General features: G+C 69.9%; 20 protein-coding genes. 3 read left to right on the forward strand and 17 right to left on the reverse strand.

Features of this window, described 5'->3' with window-relative positions; all coding sequences use genetic code 11:
* Positions 1–7: 7 nt before the first annotated feature.
* Genes yvcK through ABZ195_RS13180 form a run of 6 tightly spaced genes read right to left on the reverse strand, consistent with a single transcriptional unit; the run spans position 8 to position 7380 of the window.
* Positions 8–1009 (reverse strand): uridine diphosphate-N-acetylglucosamine-binding protein YvcK, encoded by a 1002-nt coding sequence (gene yvcK, locus ABZ195_RS13155; protein WP_355218256.1) that lies wholly within the window; start codon positions 1007–1009, stop codon positions 8–10.
* Positions 1006–1911 carry an RNase adapter RapZ gene (gene rapZ / locus ABZ195_RS13160; RefSeq protein WP_355218258.1) on the reverse strand — a complete coding sequence of 302 codons (906 nt, stop codon included), beginning with the start codon at positions 1909–1911 and terminating at the stop codon, positions 1006–1008. The genes yvcK and rapZ overlap by 4 nt, the downstream gene beginning before the upstream one ends.
* Positions 1908–3899 (reverse strand): excinuclease ABC subunit UvrC, encoded by a 1992-nt coding sequence (uvrC, locus tag ABZ195_RS13165; protein ID WP_355218260.1) that lies wholly within the window; start codon positions 3897–3899, stop codon positions 1908–1910. The genes rapZ and uvrC overlap by 4 nt, the downstream gene beginning before the upstream one ends.
* A 51-nt stretch (positions 3900–3950) precedes the next feature.
* Positions 3951–5267, reverse strand: a complete 1317-nt coding sequence (gene murD / locus ABZ195_RS13170; RefSeq protein WP_355218262.1) for a UDP-N-acetylmuramoyl-L-alanine--D-glutamate ligase — start codon at positions 5265–5267, stop codon at positions 3951–3953.
* Entirely contained in the window at positions 5264–6616 is a 1353-nt protein-coding gene (locus ABZ195_RS13175) for a hypothetical protein (protein ID WP_355218264.1), read from the reverse strand. The genes murD and ABZ195_RS13175 overlap by 4 nt, the downstream gene beginning before the upstream one ends.
* The gene (locus ABZ195_RS13180; protein WP_355218266.1) at positions 6613–7380 is read right to left on the reverse strand and encodes a hypothetical protein; all 768 of its coding nucleotides are present in this window, start codon (positions 7378–7380) and stop codon (positions 6613–6615) included. Before ABZ195_RS13180 ends, ABZ195_RS13175 begins: the two co-directional genes overlap by 4 nt.
* 47 nt (positions 7381–7427) lie before the next feature.
* Here ABZ195_RS13180 and ABZ195_RS13185 point away from each other — a divergent pair, with 47 nt between their 5' ends.
* Positions 7428–7907, forward strand: a complete 480-nt coding sequence (locus ABZ195_RS13185) for a GNAT family N-acetyltransferase (RefSeq protein ID WP_355218268.1) — start codon at positions 7428–7430, stop codon at positions 7905–7907.
* Here ABZ195_RS13185 and ABZ195_RS13190 read toward each other — a convergent pair.
* From ABZ195_RS13190 to ABZ195_RS13215, 6 genes are all read right to left on the reverse strand, one after another.
* On the reverse strand, positions 7882–8355 hold the full coding sequence (locus ABZ195_RS13190; RefSeq protein ID WP_355218270.1) for a PH domain-containing protein: 474 nt from the start codon (positions 8353–8355) through the stop codon (positions 7882–7884). The genes ABZ195_RS13185 and ABZ195_RS13190 overlap by 26 nt on opposite strands.
* Entirely contained in the window at positions 8352–8834 is a 483-nt protein-coding gene (gene ribH, locus ABZ195_RS13195) for a 6,7-dimethyl-8-ribityllumazine synthase (protein WP_355218272.1), read from the reverse strand. Before ribH ends, ABZ195_RS13190 begins: the two co-directional genes overlap by 4 nt.
* Positions 8831–10153 carry a bifunctional 3,4-dihydroxy-2-butanone-4-phosphate synthase/GTP cyclohydrolase II gene (locus ABZ195_RS13200; protein ID WP_355218274.1) on the reverse strand — a complete coding sequence of 441 codons (1323 nt, stop codon included), beginning with the start codon at positions 10151–10153 and terminating at the stop codon, positions 8831–8833. The genes ribH and ABZ195_RS13200 overlap by 4 nt, the downstream gene beginning before the upstream one ends.
* Before the next feature lie 194 nt (positions 10154–10347).
* Positions 10348–10692, reverse strand: a complete 345-nt coding sequence (locus ABZ195_RS13205) for an ANTAR domain-containing protein (RefSeq protein WP_355218276.1) — start codon at positions 10690–10692, stop codon at positions 10348–10350.
* Positions 10693–10865: 173 nt separating this feature from the next.
* Positions 10866–11474: a riboflavin synthase gene (locus ABZ195_RS13210; RefSeq protein ID WP_355218278.1), complete on the reverse strand. Its 609-nt coding sequence runs from the start codon at positions 11472–11474 to the stop codon at positions 10866–10868.
* A gap of 26 nt (positions 11475–11500) precedes the next feature.
* Positions 11501–11989, reverse strand: coding sequence for a GNAT family N-acetyltransferase (locus ABZ195_RS13215; RefSeq protein ID WP_355218280.1), 489 nt, complete (start codon positions 11987–11989; stop codon positions 11501–11503).
* 65 nt (positions 11990–12054) lie between these two features.
* Here ABZ195_RS13215 and ABZ195_RS13220 point away from each other — a divergent pair, with 65 nt between their 5' ends.
* Complete coding sequence (locus ABZ195_RS13220; RefSeq protein ID WP_355218282.1) at positions 12055–12753, forward strand: LppX_LprAFG lipoprotein; 699 nt, start codon at positions 12055–12057, stop codon at positions 12751–12753.
* Between the two features lie 14 nt (positions 12754–12767).
* A complete protein-coding gene (locus ABZ195_RS13225) occupies positions 12768–14321 on the forward strand; it encodes an MFS transporter (RefSeq protein WP_355218284.1) in 1554 nt (517 codons plus the stop codon).
* Positions 14322–14325: 4 nt separating this feature from the next.
* Here the strand turns inward: ABZ195_RS13225 and ABZ195_RS13230 are convergent, their stop codons facing one another.
* From ABZ195_RS13230 to fmt, 5 genes are all read right to left on the reverse strand, one after another.
* The gene (locus ABZ195_RS13230; RefSeq protein ID WP_355218286.1) at positions 14326–14481 is read right to left on the reverse strand and encodes a hypothetical protein; all 156 of its coding nucleotides are present in this window, start codon (positions 14479–14481) and stop codon (positions 14326–14328) included.
* Positions 14482–14692: 211 nt separating this feature from the next.
* The gene (gene ribD / locus ABZ195_RS13235; protein ID WP_355218288.1) at positions 14693–15700 is read right to left on the reverse strand and encodes a bifunctional diaminohydroxyphosphoribosylaminopyrimidine deaminase/5-amino-6-(5-phosphoribosylamino)uracil reductase RibD; all 1008 of its coding nucleotides are present in this window, start codon (positions 15698–15700) and stop codon (positions 14693–14695) included.
* Between the two features lie 7 nt (positions 15701–15707).
* Positions 15708–16382, reverse strand: a complete 675-nt coding sequence (gene rpe, locus ABZ195_RS13240) for a ribulose-phosphate 3-epimerase (RefSeq protein ID WP_355218290.1) — start codon at positions 16380–16382, stop codon at positions 15708–15710.
* A gap of 31 nt (positions 16383–16413) precedes the next feature.
* Positions 16414–17805, reverse strand: a complete 1392-nt coding sequence (locus ABZ195_RS13245; protein WP_355218292.1) for a transcription antitermination factor NusB — start codon at positions 17803–17805, stop codon at positions 16414–16416.
* On the reverse strand, positions 17802–18734 hold the full coding sequence (fmt, locus tag ABZ195_RS13250) for a methionyl-tRNA formyltransferase (protein ID WP_355218294.1): 933 nt from the start codon (positions 18732–18734) through the stop codon (positions 17802–17804). Before fmt ends, ABZ195_RS13245 begins: the two co-directional genes overlap by 4 nt.

Here is an 18734-nt window from a genome sequence, read left to right on the forward strand (position 1 = left end):
GAGATCGTCACCTTTCGTCGACCGACTGGGCGGCGGCAGTCGGAGCCGGCGGCGGCGCGGATGCACTACCGCGCAGCCTCACTCGCTCCAGCGCCGCGGCCAACTTGGCCGGATCATGTAATGGTGTACCAGGTCTGGACACGTCAGCAAACTCAACTCGTGCCTCGAGGCTGGCGGCGGTCCGACGGAGTTGGTCGCGTTCGCGTTCACCCGGGACGCCTGCCGCGTCGACGACGATGTCGTGCACCGTGAAACCTGGTGCGTGCTGCGCCAGTACGTGGATGTGACGCTCGGCGGAGAAGCCTGCCGTCTCGCCGGGTTCGGCGACCAGGTTGAGCACCAGCGCGCGCCGCGCCGTCGTCGCCTGCAGCGCCGCGGCCAACTGCGGTACGAGCACGTGCGGGATCACGCTGGTGAACCAGGAGCCGGGACCGAGCACTACGAGGTCGGCGGCCATGATCGCGTCGACGGCCTGGCGCGTCGCGGGCGGATTGCCCGGGTGCAGGCGCACGCGTCGCACCTTGCCGACGGTGGTGGCGAGGGCGACCTGGCCCCTGATCACCCGGCTCATCCGTGGGTCGGACTCAAGGCCGGCGACGTCGGCCTCGATCTGCAGCGCGATGGGGCACATGGGCAGCACCCGGCCCTTGAGGTCGAGGATGCGGCCGAGTTCGTCGAGCGCGGCGACCGGGTCGGCGAGGACTTCGTTGAGCCCGGCGAGCAGCAGGTTGCCGATGGGGTGGCCGGCCAGCGCGCCGCTTCCGCCAAACCGATGCTGCAGGATGGTCGCCCACAGGTGACCGTGCGGGGTGTCGGATGCCAACGCCGCCAACGCCATTCGCAGATCACCTGGTGGCACGACGTCCAGTTCGCTGCGCAACCGCCCCGAGGAGCCGCCGTCGTCGGCGACCGTCACGACGGCCGTCACGTGCGGCGTCAGCCGGCGGAGGGCCGACAGCGTCGCGTAGAGCCCGTGGCCGCCGCCCAGCGCGACGATGCGTGCGCTCATTCGCGGCCCAGGTCCCGGTGCAGCACCCGCACCGTCAGATCACCGTCACCGTCGAGGCGCCCCGCGAGGGCTTCGGCGATGGCGACGCTGCGATGCTTGCCACCCGTGCACCCGATCGCGACGGTCATGTAGCGCTTGCCCTCCCTGCGGTATCCGTCGATGACGACGTCCAGAAGCCGATGGTAGGTGTCGATGAAGTCCGCCGCCCCCGGTTGGCCGAGGACGTAGTCGCGGACGGCCGGGTGCTGGCCGGTGTGCGGGCGCAACTCGTCGACCCAGTGCGGGTTGGGCAGGAAGCGGACGTCCATGACGGTGTCGGCGTCCATCGGCAAACCGTACTTGTACCCGAAGGACTCGACGGTCACGTTGGTGTGGGCCACTGTCTCGGCGGCGAACGCACGCTCGATGGTCTCACGCAGTGCGGGCACCGGCAGTGACGAGGTGTCGATCACCAGGTCGGCAGCGGCCCTGATGGGCGCCAGCAGGTTGCGCTCGGCGGAAATGCCCTCGGCCAGAGTCTGATTGCCCTGCAGGGGGTGGCTGCGGCGGTTCTGTTCGTAGCGGCGCACCAGGATGCTGTCGGACGCCTCGAGGAACAGCACGCGAGGGGTGATCCCCCGGGTGGCGAGATCGTGCCGCACCCACTCCAGGTCGCCGGTGAACCCCCGGGAGCGGACGTCCATCACCACGGCGAGCTGGGTGATGCGCGAGCCGGCGGCCAGTCCCAGCTCGACCATTCTGGCGATCAGCTCGGGCGGCAAGTTGTCCGCGACGTACCAGCCCAGGTCTTCGAGGACCTTGGCCGCGGTACCGCGGCCCGCCCCCGAGAGTCCGGTGACGAGGACGACGTCGATCCCGGCCGCCGGCAGTTCGTCGCCGTGGCCGTCGCGCAGATCGGTCATGCGCGATCCGCCTCCAGCTGCTCGCTCGTCGTCATCCCCTGGCCCGTCGTCGTCGCCTCGGCCTTGATCGTAGGCACCCCGAGTGCCTCGAGGACGGCGTTCGCGGTGGCCACCCCGATTCCCGGTACCGCGGTGATCTCCTCGACGCTGGCGTCCATCAACCGGGCCACCGACCCGAAGTGTGTCACCAACGCCTTTCGCCGGTGCTCCCCCAGTCCTCGCACGGAGTCTAGTGCCGACGCGGTCATCCGCTTCGACCGCTTGCTCCGGTGGTAGGTGATCGCGAACCGGTGCGCCTCGTCGCGCACGCGCTGCAGCAGGTAGAGCCCGTCGCTGTTGCGCGGCATGATCACCGGGTCCTCCTGGCCGGGCACCCAGACTTCCTCGAGCCGCTTCGCCAGCCCGATGACGGCCACGTCGGAGACGCCCAACTCCTCGAGGACGGCGGCGGCGGCGTTCACCTGAGGTGCGCCACCGTCGACCACGAACAGGTTCGGCGGATACGCGAATCTCCTGGCCTTGCCGTCCTCGACGACGGGCGCCTGGGCGTCGGCGACGTGGCGCGCGAAGCGGCGCCGCGTCACCTCGGCGATGGAGGCGACGTCGTCGGAGCGCCCGTCGCCCGCCGCCTCACGGATGGCGTAGTGCCGGTAATCCGATTTGCGAGGCAACCCGTCCTCGAACACCACCAGCGACGCCACCACGTCGGTGCCCTGGACGTGGCTGATGTCCACGCACTCGATGCGCAGCGGCGCCTCGGTGAGCCCCAGGAACTCCTGAATGCTTTGCAGTGCTTCGGATCTGGCGTTGAAGTCGCCTGCGCGCTTCAGCTTGTGCTGGGCCAGCTGGTCCTTGGCGTTGCGGTGCACGGTCTCGGCCAGCGCGCGCTTGTCCCCGCGGGCGGGCACCCGCAACTGCACGTTGGACCCGCGTAGCCCGCTCAGCCAGGCGGCGAGCTCGTCGGCGTTGTCAGGCAGCACCGGCACCAGCACCTGCCTGGGCACCAGGTTGGTGGCGTCGTCGGCGGCGCCTCCGAGTTCGGCCTGGTCGCCGTAGAACTGGGTGATGAACTGCTCGACGAGATGCTCCTGGCCAGACTTGCCGGGCTCGCCGGACTTCTCGACGACCCAGCCCCGCTGACCACGCACCCGTCCGCCGCGGACGTGGAACACCTGTACCGCGGCCTCGAGCTCGTCGTCGGCGAACGCCACCACGTCGGCGTCGGTGCCGTCGCCGAAGACGACGGTCTGCTTCTCGAGTGCACGCTTGAGGGCGGACAGGTTGTCCCGCAGCCGGGCGGCACGCTCGAAGTCGAGTTGCTCGGCGGCGGCGTTCATCTGCTGTTCCATGTCGCGGGCCAACCGGTCGGTCTTACCGGCCAGGAAGTCGCAGAAGTCGAGCACGATGCGGCGGTGCTCCTCGGCGCTGACCCGGCCGACGCAGGGCGCCGAGCACTTGTCGATGTAACCCAGCAGGCAGGGCCGGCCAATCTGGTTGTGGCGCTTGAACACCCCCGCCGAGCACGTGCGGGCGGGGAACACCCGGGTCAGCAGGTCCAGGGTCTCGCGAATGGCCCAGGCGTGGGAGTAGGGCCCGAAGTACCGCACGCCCTTGCGGCGCGGACCGCGGTAGACGAACAGCCGCGGGTACTCCTCGTTGAGGGTGACGGCCAGCACGGGATAGGACTTGTCGTCGCGGTAGCGGATGTTGAACCGCGGATCGAATTCCTTGATCCAGTTGTACTCCAGCTGCAGCGCCTCGACCTCGGTGCCGACGACCGTCCACTCGACGCTGCCCGCGGTGGTCACCATCTGCCGGGTACGTGGCGCCAGCCCGGAGAGGTCGGCGAAGTAGGAGTTCAGGCGGCTGCGCAGGCTCTTGGCCTTGCCGACGTAGATCACCCGGCCGTGCGGATCGCGGAACCGATAGACGCCGGGCTCGACGGGTATCGAGCCCGGGGCCGGCCGGTAGGTCGCTGGATCGGGCACGGAGTCCAGATTAGTTCGCCCGCCGACAACCGAACGCCAGGCGTGGGCCCGTCAGCCGAGGGCGTCGACGAAACCGCAGTACGCGGCGGCCTTCGCCTCATAGTTGACGTAGAGGTCATAACTCGCCGCGCCCGGCGAGAGCAGCACGACGTCGACGTCGGGCAGTCCCGCGGCCACCAGCACCGCCTCCTCGAGGCCGTCGACCACGTGCGTGCGCGACGGATGGCGGCGCGCGAACTCCACGCCGACGGCGGCTCCGTTGGTGGGTGCCTGGATCAGCGTGACCCGGCGCTCACCACCACACAGGTAGCCGTCGAGTCGTTCGTAGCTCAGCTGCCGGTCCATCCCGCCGACGATCAGGGCGACGTGGTCGTCGGGGTCCATCGCCCGCAGCGCCGCGACGACGCTCTCCCCCGTGGTGGCCAGGGTGTCGTCGATCCACTGGATGCGCCCGGTGGTGCGGACGGTCTGCAGCCGGTGGGGCAAGCCCGGGTACGTCCGCACGGCCGAGTCGTACTCCTGCTGGGTCACCTCGCGGCCCAGCACCTCGGCGGCGGCGACGGCGGCCAGCGCCCCGTTGACCACGTTGTGCTCGTAGTTCATCACCGACCGTCGAGACGCCGTCGCACTGTGCGGTAGCCGGTCGGGTTCGACGAGGCGCACCTCGGGTCCGGTCGGCGGCGCGCCGATCCGCTCCAGGGTCGCCAGGACGTCCGGGGTGGTCACCAGGGTTCGGGCGCCCCGACGGAACACGTTGGCCTTGGCCAGGTGGTAGGAATCGCGGTCGCCGTGCCAATCCAGGTGGTCCTCGTACAGATTGGTGATCACCGCCACCGCCGGCGAGGTGGTCAGCAACGCGGCCTGCTGGCTGGAGATCTCTGCGACGACCACGGCACCGGCCTCGGGCGACAGATCCGACAGCGGGGTGCCGATGTTGCCTGCGACGACGGCGTCGACGCCCGCCTGCCGGAGCAGGTGGCCCAGGAACGACGCCGTGGTGCTCTTGCCCTTGGTCCCGGTGATCCCGACGGTGACGTCACCGTGCCGGGACATGAACCAGTCGGCGGCACTGGAGATCCGGATGCCGGAGCGCCGAAGGTCCTCGAACACCGGCTGGCGCCACGGCACACCGGGGCTGACGAACACCACGTCGCACGCCCGCAGGCGGGCGAGATGCTCGGGGCCGCGGAACACCTCGAGGTTGGGGATGTCCTGAGGTTCCTCGAAGGGTCGACGGCCCATGTCGTCGACGGCCTCGACGCGCGCGGCGCCGGCAGCGGCGGCCGTCCTGGCCATGGAGACGCCCTCCCGGCCGAAACCCCAGATGCCGACGGTCAGCCCGGCCAGGTCGGACGGGACCTCGGTCACGGCCGGACCAACGCCGCGGCGTACCTCGCGGGAACGTAGTCGACGTCGGCGGCACCGGTGCGCTCCGCGGCGTAGGCCTGCGACACCTTCTCGAGTTCACCTCGGCGGGAACGGAATTCCTCGATCATCGGCACTCCGCGCCACTCCTCGCCGTCGAGCACCGCCACCAGGGACTCGGCGGCCTCGTAGTACTCGCCGACGCATTCGAACGGCTTGTGCACGCCGAGGCCGACGATGTCCTCGAAACCCGGGCGATTGTCGACCTCGGAGAACAGGTCGTGACCGAAGATCGACTCGACCTCGGGGCGGCCGAGGCGCGGTGCCATCAGCCCGTAGACGAACAGGCACTTGGGGCAGTGCCCGCACCACGTCGCCCCTCGGCGGCCCGCGTCGATGGCGAACGGCCGGTTGCAGCTGATGAAGTCGCGGAAGTACTGCGGACTGCGGGCGAAGCGGTCGGCGATCTCGGACTCCGACAGCGGACGAAGCAGCGAGAAGTAGCGATCCGGGTTGAAACCGTACTGGCGCAAGGTGTCCCGCAACAGCGTCTCGTAGGAGATGCTCTTGGACCACTGGTGGTTCACGTCGCGCCCCTGCCAGGTGACGTTGCCCACGTTGGAGGACCGCTCGTTGGACAGCACCACCGGGCCCAGACCGGTCGCATCGGCGACGATCAAACCGATGACGCTGTTGATCGCCGTGACCGGGACGTGCCCGTTGTGGGCGCCGCGCGAGTTGGCCTCGATGAGGGCGGGGTCGATCCGACGTGTGACCCGGACGCTGGGCAGACCGCTGATGTCGATGCACCGGTCGATGGGGTCGAACTCGTTGACGCTGAACAGCGTCGGGTGGAAGCCGTGCCCCTTGAGTGCCTCGATGCTCACGACGGAGTCCTTGCCGCCGCCCACGGGTACCAGCGGCTCGGCGTCGGGGTCCCACCCGTCCTCGGCGGTCTCCGCGGGCCCGGCGTCGGGGCCCGTCACCTCGGGGGTCAGGGCGCCGGGAAGTGAGTTGCGGTAGGCGAATTCGCCGAGCCCGCCCGCGACGAGCTCCTCGAGGTAGTGACGTTCGAAGGCGTGCGTCGGGAACGCGATCTCGATTCGCGCCGGCGCGGCGGCCTTGTAGTAACTCGGCGAGCAGGTCAGCGCCAGCAAGCCGAGCAGCCGGTCGTCGGGTCGGTGCTCGCCCAGCGCGGCCGCGAAGTCGACCACCTCGGCGAAGGAGACGTCACCGGGTTGATCGCCAGAGATGCTGGTGCGCAACGTATACCGCGCCCGGAACACCCCGTCGGCCATGTCGTAGCCGTCGATGCTCAGCGCCCGAAACGATGCCGGGTCGAATTCGGTCATGACCACCTCGCGAACGGCGGGACTGCCTCGACGTCGTCGAGGGTGACGGGCAAGCGCGCCCCGGCGAGCTCGGCGACCGGGTGCGTCTCGAATCGTGGGGACACCCACCAGGCCCGGACGATTCCGGCGGGCAGTTCGGCGGTCCGGGTGACGGGCGCCGTCCACCCGCACTCCGCCAGCTGGACGAGCACCGACGTGGGCTCGGGATTCTCCACCCCGACGCAACCGCGAGTGGTCTCGGCCACCAGCGCACCGAGGAGCGGCACCCCGCCGGACAGTGCATCAGCCCGTCCGAGGCCGGTGAGCCAGCGTTCGCGTTGGTCGATCTCGGCGCGACTGGTCGTGCGCGCGGCCATCCGCCGCCACCACGGGTCCGACGCGCGGTGTACCGGTGGCACCGAGTCGTCGGCGACGATCACCACGGCCTCCGGGCGCCACGGCCGCACGGTGGCGCCGAACACCGCGACCTCGGACGCGTCGTTGGTCTCCACGATCACGACGGTCGCGGCCACCCACGCGGCGGCGGATCTGGCCGCGAACCCGTCGAGCGCGGCGGCGACCTCGTCGACGCCCGGCATGGCGATGCCGAAGAACTCCGCGGGCTCCTGCAGGTAGGACCAGATGCCGTCGACGTCGGGACACCGGCCGCCGGCGATCGGAATGGTGATGGTCGGCGACGTCCCGGGACGCATGGTCACCTGGGCGGCGCGCACGTAATGTGCGTCGGCTTCCAGAGCGGTCGCCGACGTGCGAAAATGGGTCACTATCAGCACATTCTAACGCACCGCCCGAAGGAGCCATGCGACGCTGCATGAGTGCACCCACCGTCACACGGCTCGTCGAAGCGGACTGGCGCGAGTTCGCCGCGCTTCGTCTGCGCGCCCTGGACGACACCCTCGGCACCGAGGACCGGCAGTACCGCGAGGAGTTGGCCTTCACCGCGTCCCAGTGGCGTCGCCGGTTGCGCGCCCACGCCCAGTTCGCCCTGCTCGTCGGCGAGGACCTCGTAGGCCTGATCGGCGCCCAGCGGCAGAGCACCGACACGGTGTACCTCTACTCGCTGTGGCTCGAGCCGCAGGTGCGTGGCCGTGGACTCGGGTACGACCTGGTGAGCGCCGCGGTGCAGTGGGCTCGCGCGCAGGGGGCGCGGGTGGTGACGCTGCGCGTCGAGACCGGCAACGCGTCCGCCCGCGGGATCTACCAGCGGTTGGGCTTCGACCTCGTCGAGGGCGGGGCCGCCACCCCCGAGGCCAGGGCCCACGAGATCACGATGTCGCTGAGCCTCGCTTGACCTCGGGTTGGCGGTAGCGGGCCACCAGCGTTCGCACGGCGTCCATCGCGTCGACGGCGCGCTCCTTGTCGACCGACTGAATCGCCATCAACGGCACGTATTCGTCGTCGGGCAGGTCGACGCGGGCCCACCGAGCGCCCTTGGGAAACGACACGTCGACCACGTTCGACCAGGGAATCAGGCGGTAGCCCAACAGGTTTCGCACAGACAGACCGCCGGGGCCGACGCGGAGTCGGGGGCGGGCGAACAAGAGGACGAGGCACCCGATGATGACGCCCAGGAATCCCATCGCCACCTGGTCGGCCGTGCGGAAGACGACCCCGGAGGAGCCGACCTTGAGCAGGAAGCCCACCGCGATGTGCGCGGCCGCGATCAGGAAGGCCGCGCCGTAGGCGAAGTAGGGCGTCAGGTGCGGCTTGACCTCGAGGTCGCAGGCGGGCTCCGTCACGGCGTCTTGCGCAGGTCCCGCAGCACGAGTGCCGTCGACAGTGCCGCGGCGGCGGCCTGTGCGCCCTTGTCCTCCGCCGACCCGGGCAGCCCGGCGCGGTCGAGCGCCTGCTGCTCGTCGTTGGTGGTGAGCACGCCGTTGGCGACGGGCGTGCCCTCGTCGAGCGACACCCGCGTCAAACCGGCGGTGACGGCGTCGCACACGTAGTCGAAGTGCGGCGTCTGACCGCGGATGACGACGCCCAGCGCCACCACGGCGTCGTGCGACTTCGCCAATTGCTGTGCCACGACTGGGATCTCGATGGCACCGAGGACGCGGACCACGTCGGGATCGGGCACCCCGGAAGCCGCCGCGGTTCGCCGCGCGCCGTCGAGCAGGGCGTCGCAGATCGTGGTGTGCCAGGTGCTGGCGACGATCGCCAGCTTGAGGCCGGACCCGTCGACTGCCGGCATGTCGGGAACGCCTGCGCCGCCGCTCACGGGGCGACTCCCCCGGGGTCGGTCGCGGTCGGCGGCAACCGGTCGCCGAACTCGTAGACGCCGTCGTCGTAGTCCTCGAGGCCGGTCAGATCGTGTCCCATGCGGTCACGCTTGGTCATCAGGTAGCGGATGTTCTCGGCGTTGGCGCGCACCGGCAGCGGCACGCGTTCGATGATGTGCAGCCCGTAACCGTCCAGGCCGACGCGCTTGGCGGGGTTGTTGGTGAGCAACCGCATCGAGCGGATGCCGAGGTCCACCAGGATCTGGGCGCCGATGCCGTAGTCCCGGGCGTCTGCGGGCAGGCCGAGCTTGAGATTGGCGTCGACGGTGTCGTCGCCGGCGTCCTGCAGTTGGTAGGCCTGCAGCTTGTGCAGCAGGCCGATGCCGCGGCCCTCGTGCCCACGCATGTAGAGCACCACGCCTCGGCCCTCCCGGGCCACCATCGCCATCGCCGCGTCGAGCTGCGGACCGCAGTCGCAGCGCCGCGACCCGAACACGTCGCCGGTCAGGCACTCGGAGTGCACCCGGACCAACACGTCGTGGCCGTCGTGATCGGAATTGCCGTCGGGTCCGCCCCCGGTGATGTCGCCACGGACCAGGGCGACGTGCTCGACGTCGTCGTAGATGCTGGTGTAGCCCACTGCGCGAAACTCACCGTGGCGGGTCGGGATGCGGGCTTCGGCGATGCGCTCGATGTGCTTCTCGTGCTTGCGCCGCCACTCGATGAGATCGGCGATCGAGATGAGCGCCAGGTCGTGATCGTCGGCGAACACCCGCAGCTCGTCGGTCTGGGCCATCTCGCCCTCGTCCTTCTGACTGACGATCTCGCAGATGGTGCCCGCAGGCTGCAGTCCGGCGAGCGTCGCCAGGTCCACCGCGGCCTCGGTGTGACCGGGGCGGCGAAGAACGCCGCCCTCCTTGGCGCGCAGCGGCACCACGTGGCCGGGCCGGGTGAAGTCTCCCGCGACGGCGGTGGGGTCGGCGAGCAGACGCATCGTCGTCGCCCGGTCGGATGCCGAGATGCCGGTGCCCACGCCGGCCTTGGCGTCGACCGTGACGGTGTAGGCGGTGCCGTGCTTGTCCTGGTTGACCGCGTACATCGGCAGCAGACCCAGCCGGTCGCACACCTCGCCGGACAGCGGCACGCACAGGTAGCCGGAGGTGTACCGCACCATGAACGCGACCAGCTCGGGGGTTGCCTTCTCGGCGGCGAAGATCAGATCGCCCTCGTTCTCGCGATCTTCGTCATCGATGACGACGACGGCCTTGCCCGCAGCGATGTCGGCTATCGCCCGCTCGACGGAATCCAGCCTCGTCATCCTTGCCACCCTTGCCGTTCCACCATCGGAACCATCGTGCGATGCGCCCTACTACGTCGTTCAGCGTCGTTCAGCGTCGTTCGGCGTCGTACGGCGCCGTTCGACCTCGGTCAGTGTCCTTCAGTATGAACCAACCCGGGGCAGCACCTATTGCCCGCTCCCGCCAGCAGCTCCGAGCAGGGCGGACGTTTCATTCAGCGGGGGCGAAAGTCGCCGTGCGTGATTCTCCGGTTGGCGGACTCGATCAATCCGCCGAGCGCGAGCCGTCGCACGGGACCCTTGTCGCGGGCCAGTTCGACGAGGTAGTTCATCACCTGGTGTGCGACGACGTGGAGCTTCACGTTGCCGTGCTGAGACAGCCTGCGGAGGACGTCGTACGCCTCGTCGGCGTCGACTCCGTAGACGAGCATCAACATGCCCTTGGCCTGCTCGATGACGGCCCGGCGTTCGGTGATCGCGCGAAGAGCGTCGGTGATGCGCTGCTGGTCGGCGCCGGGGTCGGCGGTCGTCGGGTCGTCGAGCATCTCTACTCCGGTCACGAGGCGTAGTCGGCTGTGCCGGAGACGCCGAGGTGCCGCCGAAGAACGAACGGAAACTCACCGTGGAACGGCCGAAGGTAGCGCTGGGTACCCGGAATTCGGATTGAACATGCCGAGGGATCGGTTCAATTGAACTTTTCGTCCAACAACGTGACGCCGGTCGCAACGGCGAGTCAGCTCTCGGCGGCGCCCCGATGGGCCAGCAGCCGTTCGACGTATTTGGCGATGACGTCGACTTCGAGGTTGACCGCGGTCCCCACCTCGGCGCGACCCAGCGTCGTCAGCTGCAGGGTGGCCGGAATGAGCGACACCTCGAACCAGTCGGCGCCGATCGCCGACACCGTCAGCGAGATGCCGTCGACGGTGATGGAACCCTTCTCCACCACATACCGGGAGACCGTGTCGGGCAGCGAGATGCGGACCACCTCCCAGTGCTCGGACGGGGTTCTGGCCAGCACCCGGCCGGTACCGTCGACGTGGCCCTGCACGATGTGGCCGCCCAGCCTGCCATCGACGGCGGCGGCGCGTTCGAGGTTGACCTGACTGCCCACCCCGACGCCCTGCAGGCTGGAGCGATTCAACGTCTCGGCCATCACGTCGGCGGTGAACGCACCGTCGGGCAACAGGTCGACGACGGTCAGGCACACACCGTTGACCGCGATCGAGTCGCCGTGGCCGGCGTCGGTGGTGACGAGCGGGCCGCGGATGACGAATCGGGCGGCGTCGGCGAGGTCTTCCTTGCCGACGACCTCGCCCAACTCTTCGACGATGCCGGTGAACACGAGACCAAGACTAGTCGTCTCGGGCTTCAGAGCAGCTTCTCCCCGAAGTAGGTGGCCACCGGGTTGTCGTTGAAGTTGCCGACCGGCCGATAGCCCTCCTTCTCGTAGAACCGCTGTGCGTGACCTTGCCGCGGGCCGGTGTCGAGGCGGGCCACCGCGTAGCCGAGTTCACGGGCGGCGTCCTCCAAGGCGTGCAACAACACTCGGGCCACGCCCTGACCCCGCGCGGCGGGGACGACATACATCCGCTTGATCTCGCACGAGCCGTCGGGCAACCGCTTGAGACCGCCGCCGCACACCGCCATGCCCTCGCGATAGCCGACCAGGAACACCCCGCCGGGTGGGCCCAACTCGGCGGGCCCGGCCTTGGGCATGTCCGGTGAATCGAGGTCCAGACCACCGGATCCGCCGACGTCCCAGTACAGCTCGCGCATTTCGGCCAGCATCGCCGCGACCAGTGCGGCGGCGTCCCCGGCGTCGGAGGGAACGGGGCGAAAGACCAGCTCAGTCGGCACGCCCACGTTTGTACCCGGTACCTCGGGCAACGGCGCACCCAGGCCCACCCACTACGATGCAGTTCATGCAGACGCGCCCTCGCATTGCCGTCCTCGTGTCCATCTTCGCCGCCATCCTGCTCGTCGCGGGTTGCGGCTCGTCCTCGCCGAAGAACGACTCACCGCTGCCCGACGCAGCGTCGCTGCTCAAGGAATCCACCCAAACGACCAGCGCACAGAAGAGCGTGCACCTCGCGCTCACGGTGACGGGCAAGATCAAGGAACTGCCCATCGAGACCCTGACCGGCGACCTGACCAACGTTCCCGTGGTCGCGGCCCAGGGCAAGGCCAGCATCATCGCCTTCGGCCAGACCTTCAAGGACGTCGACTTCGTCGTCGCCGACGGGGATCTGTACGGCGCACTGACGCCTGGCAGCTTCACCAACTTCGGCCCCGCGGCCGATATCTACGACGTGTCGAAGATCCTGAATCCCCAGGTCGGCCTGGCCAACCTGCTCGCCAACTTCACTGATCCCAAGTCCGAGGGACGCGAGACCATCAACGGTGTGAACACCGTGAAGGTCACCGGCAAGGTCAGCGCCGCCGTCGTCAACGGGCTTGCCAATCTCGGTGCCTCCGGCGACGTCCCGGCCACCGCGTGGATCACCGAGGACGGCGACCACGCCCTGCAGCAGGCCAAGCTCGACCCGAGCGAGGGCAACAGTGTCCAGATGACGCTGAGCGACTGGGGCAAGACAGTCACCGTCACCAAGCCCGCCGCCTGATGGCTCGCGGGAACGTGACGGCCCCCGGCAGCGTCCAGCCGAAGGCGACCAACCGGCGGATCGCGATCAGCGCCGGTGGACTCGCCGTCCTCCTCGGCGCACTCGACACCTACGTCGTCATCACGGTCATCAACGACATCATGCGAGACATCGGGATCTCGCTGAACCAAATCCAGCGCGTCACCCCGATCATCACCATGTACCTGCTCGGGTACATCGCCGCGATGCCGCTGCTGGGCCGGGCCTCGGACCGTTTCGGACGCAAGCTGGTGTTGCAGCTCAGCCTGGCGGGCTTCGCCGTCGGCTCCGTGGTGACCGCGCTGTCGGACGACCTCTTCACCATCGTCATCGGCCGATTCCTGCAGGGCACCGCCAGCGGCGCGCTGCTGCCGGTGACCCTGGCCCTGGCGGCCGACCTGTGGGCCGCCAAGGGCCGGGCCTCCGTCCTGGGCGGCATCGGTGCGGCACAGGAACTCGGCGCCGTCCTCGGTCCGCTGTACGGCGTCGCCGTAGTCTGGGCGCTGACCTCCTGGCGCGACGTGTTCTGGATCAACGTGCCGCTCGCGTTCATCGCCATGGTGATGATCCACTTCAGCCTGCCGTCGAGGGACCCGGACGAGCCACGCGAGAAGGTCGACGTCGTCGGCGGCCTACTCCTGGCCGTCGCGCTGGGCCTCATGGTGTTCGGCATGTACAACCCGTCGCCCGACGGCAAGCAGGTCTTCCCCAGCTGGGGGTTGCCCGTGCTGGGCGTGGCCCTGGTGATGGCGATCGCCTTCTTCGTGTGGGAGAAGTTCGCGAAGACCCGCCTCATCGACCCGACCGGCGTGAAGTTCCGCCCGTTCCTCGCCGCCCTGGGCGCGTCGCTGTGTACCGGTGCGGCCCTGATGGTGACGCTGGTCAACGTCGAACTGTTCGGCCAGGGCGTGCTGGGCAAGGAGCAGAACGAGACCGTTCTGCTGCTGCTGTGGTTCCTGGGCGCACTGCCCGTCGGCGCGGTGATCGGCGGCGTGATCGCCACCCGCATCGGCGACCGCATCGTCGCGTTCGTCGGCCTGCTGATCGCGGCGTTCGGCTACTGGCTGGTGTCGCACTGGAACGTCGACGTCCTCTCAGCGCACCACGACCTGGTGCTGTTCACGCTGCCCACGTTCGACACCGACCTGGTGCTCGCCGGTCTGGGCCTCGGCCTGGTCATCGGGCCGCTGACGTCGGCCACCCTGCGCACCGTGCCCGGCTCTCAACACGGAATCGCATCCGCCGCCGTGGTGGTGTCCCGAATGATCGGCATGCTCATCGGTTTGGCGTCGCTCAGTGCCTGGGGCCTGTACAAGTTCAACCAGTACCTGGCCGAGATGCCGAAGCCCAAGGGCAACAACCTGTTGGAGATTGGCGCGCAACTCGCTGCCAACGTGAGGACCGCCTACACGATGCAGTACGGGCAGATCTTCTTCATCACGATGGTGGTCTGCGTGGTGGGCGCGCTGCTCGGTCTGCTCATCGCCGGCAAGCACGAGCACGCCGAGGAGTTGGACACGACGACCGCTCCGGTCGGCGCTCAGAGCTAACCGGTCAGCAGCGCTCGACGCCGGGGGTGAGCAGCTTGAGTTCGCTTCTGGCTTCGGATTCCGGACCGTTCAGCACCGCGCGCAGGGGGCGGAAGACCATGTCGACGATGGCGTTCTGATCGGCCGGGCGAAAGCTGAGCCAGTCCTGCAGTGCAGTCATTGCTCTTCGTCCTTCGTTACGTGGTGCCCGAATCGACGGGCAGCCTGGGCCAGTTGGCCACGACCATGGCTCCGATTTTACGGGGACCAGCGACACCAATCGGGTCCACGTGGGGCGGTTGAGGTCTCAAAGGAGTAACGAGTGTCCCAACGGAGCACATTCCGCGCGTGACGCGACTCACATTGGCCGCCAAGGGAATTCCACGTCTCGTTTATGACGTGGCGGGCACCAGACTCATCCGGATGTCGGGGCCAAGCCGCAGGACGCCGTCGTAGCGCCACCGCTGAGCCGCGACCATGCTGGCCACACCCACGTCGTCGACCGCGGTGATCGGACCGCCCAAAAGGATCGGGGCGACGTAGGCCAGGATCCGGTCGACGACCCCGGCGCGCAGGAACGCCCCTGCCAGGGTGGGGCCGCCCTCCACCAACACCGCGGTCCGGTCGGACAACGCCCGGATCACCTCGTGCGGATCCCGGGTACGGATCACCATCGTTCGCGAGTCGTCGTTGAGCACCTTGGCCTCGGGTGAGACGTCCCGTTCGCCGACCACGACGCGCAGCGGCTGGCGCTCGGCGAGCGACCCGTCGGGCAGCCGGGCCGTCAGCGTCGGATCGTCGGCGAATACGGTGCCGGTGCCGACGACGATGGCGTCGGCGACCGCGCGGAGCCGATGCACGTCGGCGCGGGCGGCCTCGCTGGTGATCCACTGACTGGTGCCGTCGGCCGCGGCGCTGCGCCCGTCGACGCTGGAGGCGAACTTCCACGTGACGTGCGGCCGGCCGGTGCGCTGGCGGTGCAGCCATTCGCGCAGCGCGCCCCCGGCCGTGTCGTCGGCAAGTACCCCGACCTCGACCTCGACGCCGGCGTTGCCGAGACGCTTGGCTCCCCCGGCGGCGACGGGATTCGGGTCGGCGACGGCGTAGACCACCCTGGACACCCCGGCCGCGATCAGTGCGTCGACGCAGGGCGGGGTGCGCCCGTGGTGGTTGCAGGGTTCCAGGGTGACCACCGCCACGCCGCCGGCCGCCCGCTCCCCGGCGCGCCGCAGGGCGACGACCTCGGCGTGTGGTCCACCGGCGGGTTGGGTGGCGCCGACCCCGGCGATGTGCCCGTCGCGGTCCAGGATCACCGCGCCGACGGGCGGGTTCGGGTAGGTCGTGCCCTTGACGCCGTCGGCCTGGGCGATGGCCGACCGCATGGCGTCGTCGACGTTCACGGGTGCGTCAGGCCAGATGCTTCGACGCCGCGGCGGCCTGCCGTCGGAGCTTCTGCACGGCGACCCCGGGATCGGCGGCGCCGAAGACCGCCGAGCCGGCCACGAAGCAGTCCACGCCCGCCTCGGCGGCCGCCTCGATGGTGTCGTCGTTGATGCCGCCGTCGATCTCCACCACCACGGTGAGCTCTCCGGCGTCGACGAGGCGTCGCACCGCGGTGACCTTGGAGAGCACCTCGGGCATGAACTTCTGGCCGCCGAAGCCCGGCTCGACCGACATCACCAGCAGGGTGTCGAAATGCCGGAGGATCTCGAGGTAGGGCTCGATCGGGGTGCCCGGCTTGACGCTCAGACCGGCCTTGGCGCCGGCGGCCCGGATGTCGCGGGCGACGGCGACCGGGTCGTCGGTGGCCTCGGCGTGGAACGTCACGTTGTAGGCGCCGGCCTCGGCGTACGGCGGCGCCCACCGCGCCGGATCCTCGATCATGAGGTGACAGTCCATCGGAATGTCGGTGGCCGCGAGAAGACTCTCGACCACCGGCAGGCCCAGCGTCAGGTTCGGCACGAAGTGGTTGTCCATCACGTCGACGTGCAGCCAGTCGGCGCCGACGACGGCGGCGGTCTCGTCGGCCAGGCGCGCGAAGTCGGCGGCCAGGATCGACGGCGCGATCAAGGGTTCGGGCATGGCGGCCAGCTTAGGTTCCAACTCTCCGGGGTCAGCGTTGGACCCGCAGCGCGGCCGCGAACATGGCGTCGGTTCCGTGCCGGTGCGGCCACAGCTGGACGTAGGGTCCCGCGCCGAGGTCGGGCACGGGCGTCGGCCCGGCGTCGAATAGCGGGCGGGCGTCGACGGCGGTGACGGGCTGGCGGCGTAGCGCGTCGGCCACCACGCCGACGGTCTCCGCCAGATGCGGTGAGCAGGTCGCGTACAGCACGATGCCACCGTCGCGGGTCAGGGCGATCGCCGCGGCCAGCAGTTGCTTCTGAAGTTTGGCCAGACCGGGCACGTCGCCGGGTTGTCGGCGCCACCGTGCCTCCGGGCGACGCCGCAGTGCGCCGAGTCCCGTGCAGGGCGCATCGACGAGAACCCGGTCGAAGGACGCGGCGGGTAGACCCGTCTCCCGACCGTCGACCCGCAGCACGTCGACGTCCGACCCTCGCAGCGTCTGCTCGACGAGGTCCGCGCGGTGCGGCGTGGGTTCCACGGCCGTCACGTGGGCTCCGCGCTCCGCCGCGACGGCGGCCAGGATGGCGGCCTTTCCGCCGGGGCCGGCGCACAGGTCGAGCCAGCGCTCGTCGGTGCCCTCGACCGGAGCCAGCGTCAACGCGCGTGCGACGAGCTGACTGCCCTCGTCCTGCACCTGGGCCTGCCCGTCCCGCAGGGCGTCGAGTCGACCGGGGTCGCCCCCCGACAGGTACACCGCATACGGCGAGTAGCGGCCCACCTCGCCGTCGACGGCCCGGGCAAGGTCCTCGGCGGTCAGTACCCCGGGCCGGGCGGCCAGGTGCACCACCGGGCGGTCGTCGTCGCTGGCGAGCAGGGCCCCCAGTTCGGCGGCGTCGGCACCCAGCGCGTCGGCGAAGGATTGCGCGATCCATCGGGGGTGGGCGTGGGTGAACGCAATGTTGCCCACCGGATCCGTCACCGCCGGCGGGGCCAGTTCGGCGACCCAGGAGGACTCGTCGCGGGATGCGATCGTCCGCAGCGTGCCGTTGACGAAACCGGCACGCGCACTGTCGAATTCGAGAGCAGCCTGCTCGACGGTGGTGTCCACGGCGGCGTGCGCGTCGACGCGCGTGCGCAGCAATTGGTAGGAGCCGAGCCGCAACAGGTCCAGCAGGACGGGATCGATGCGATCCAGCGGGCGGTTGGTCGCGTGCACGATGATCGCGTCGAGCAACCCGAGCGCACGGCAGGCGCCGTAGGCCAGTTCCGTGGCGAACGCGGCGTCACGCCCAGCGATCTGCCGCTCCCGAAGCAGCGTGGGCAGGACGAGGTTGGCGTACGCGTCTCGTTCGGAGACGGCCCGCAGCACGTCGAAGGCGGCCCGGCGGGCCGGGTCCAGCGGCTTGCGCGGCGGACGGCGCCGCCCCTGCGGCCGGGTCACGAGGCGCGCGCGTTCTCGTCGAGTCGGGCGCCCCTGGCCCAGTCCGCGGCCTTCATGGGCTTCTTGCCGGGCGGCTGGATCTCGCCGAGCAGCACCGGAACCGACGAGGTGCCCACGCGGACGCCACGACGGTCGACCCGAATCATGCCGGGCGCCAACGGTTCCTGCTCCGGGGACTCGGGCAGCACGGGACCCACCTTGATGCGCACGTCGCCGATCATCGTCCACGCGCCGGGGTTGGGGGTCACCGCGCGAATCCTACGGTCGACCACCTGCGCGGGAAGATCCCACCGCACGCGCGCCTCCTCCACCGTGATCTTCGGCGCGACGGTGATGCCGTCGGTGGGCTGTGGCACGGCGGCGAGGGTGCCGTCGGCGATGCCGTCCATCGTCCGCTCCAAGAGCATGGCCCCGGAGACGGACAGCCGGTCCAGAAGATCCCCGGCGGTGTCGGTCGGGTGGACGGTCTCGGTCACCACGCCGAACACGGGCCCGGAGTCCAGACTCGGTTCGATGCGGAACGTGGTGGCACCCGTCACCTCGTCGCCGGCGGCGATGGCGGCCTGCACGGGCGCGGCGCCCCGCCACGCCGGCAACAGGGAGAAGTGCAGGTTGACCCAGCCATGCGGCGGGACGGCGAGCAGTCCGTCGCGCAGCAACGCGCCGTAGGCCACCACCGCACAGCAGTCGGGGGCGAGGTCGCGAAGTTCGGCGACGAAGTCGGCCCCGTTGGGCTGCGACGGGCGCAGCACCGGAATGCCCGCTTCCAAGGCGAATTGGGCCACCGGTGACGGCGCGGGGCGGCCCCGTCGACCCGAGGCGGCATCGGGGCGCGTCAGCACGGCGGCCACGTCGTGGTGCGGGGAGCCGACGAGTCGACGCAGGGAGGGAAGGGCGGGCTCTGGAGTGCCCGCGAAGATGATTCGCAC

It is taken from the genome of Mycobacterium sp. NPDC006124 (assembly GCF_040614235.1).
Taxonomy (GTDB): domain Bacteria; phylum Actinomycetota; class Actinomycetes; order Mycobacteriales; family Mycobacteriaceae; genus Mycobacterium.

Bases quoted from the DNA above. Each gene is read 5' to 3' on its own strand.
- yvcK (WP_355218256.1), bottom strand. From the start codon at position 1,009: ATGAGCGCACGCATCGTCGCGCTGGGCGGCGGCCACGGGCTCTACGCG.
- rapZ (WP_355218258.1), bottom strand. From the start codon at position 1,911: ATGACCGATCTGCGCGACGGCCACGGCGACGAACTGCCGGCGGCCGGG.
- ABZ195_RS13175 (WP_355218264.1), bottom strand. From the start codon at position 6,616: ATGACCGAATTCGACCCGGCATCGTTTCGGGCGCTGAGCATCGACGGC.
- ABZ195_RS13185 (WP_355218268.1), top strand. From the start codon at position 7,428: ATGAGTGCACCCACCGTCACACGGCTCGTCGAAGCGGACTGGCGCGAG.
- ABZ195_RS13200 (WP_355218274.1), bottom strand. From the start codon at position 10,153: ATGACGAGGCTGGATTCCGTCGAGCGGGCGATAGCCGACATCGCTGCG.
- ABZ195_RS13220 (WP_355218282.1), top strand. From the start codon at position 12,055: ATGCAGACGCGCCCTCGCATTGCCGTCCTCGTGTCCATCTTCGCCGCC.
- ABZ195_RS13230 (WP_355218286.1), bottom strand. From the start codon at position 14,481: ATGACTGCACTGCAGGACTGGCTCAGCTTTCGCCCGGCCGATCAGAAC.
- rpe (WP_355218290.1), bottom strand. From the start codon at position 16,382: ATGCCCGAACCCTTGATCGCGCCGTCGATCCTGGCCGCCGACTTCGCG.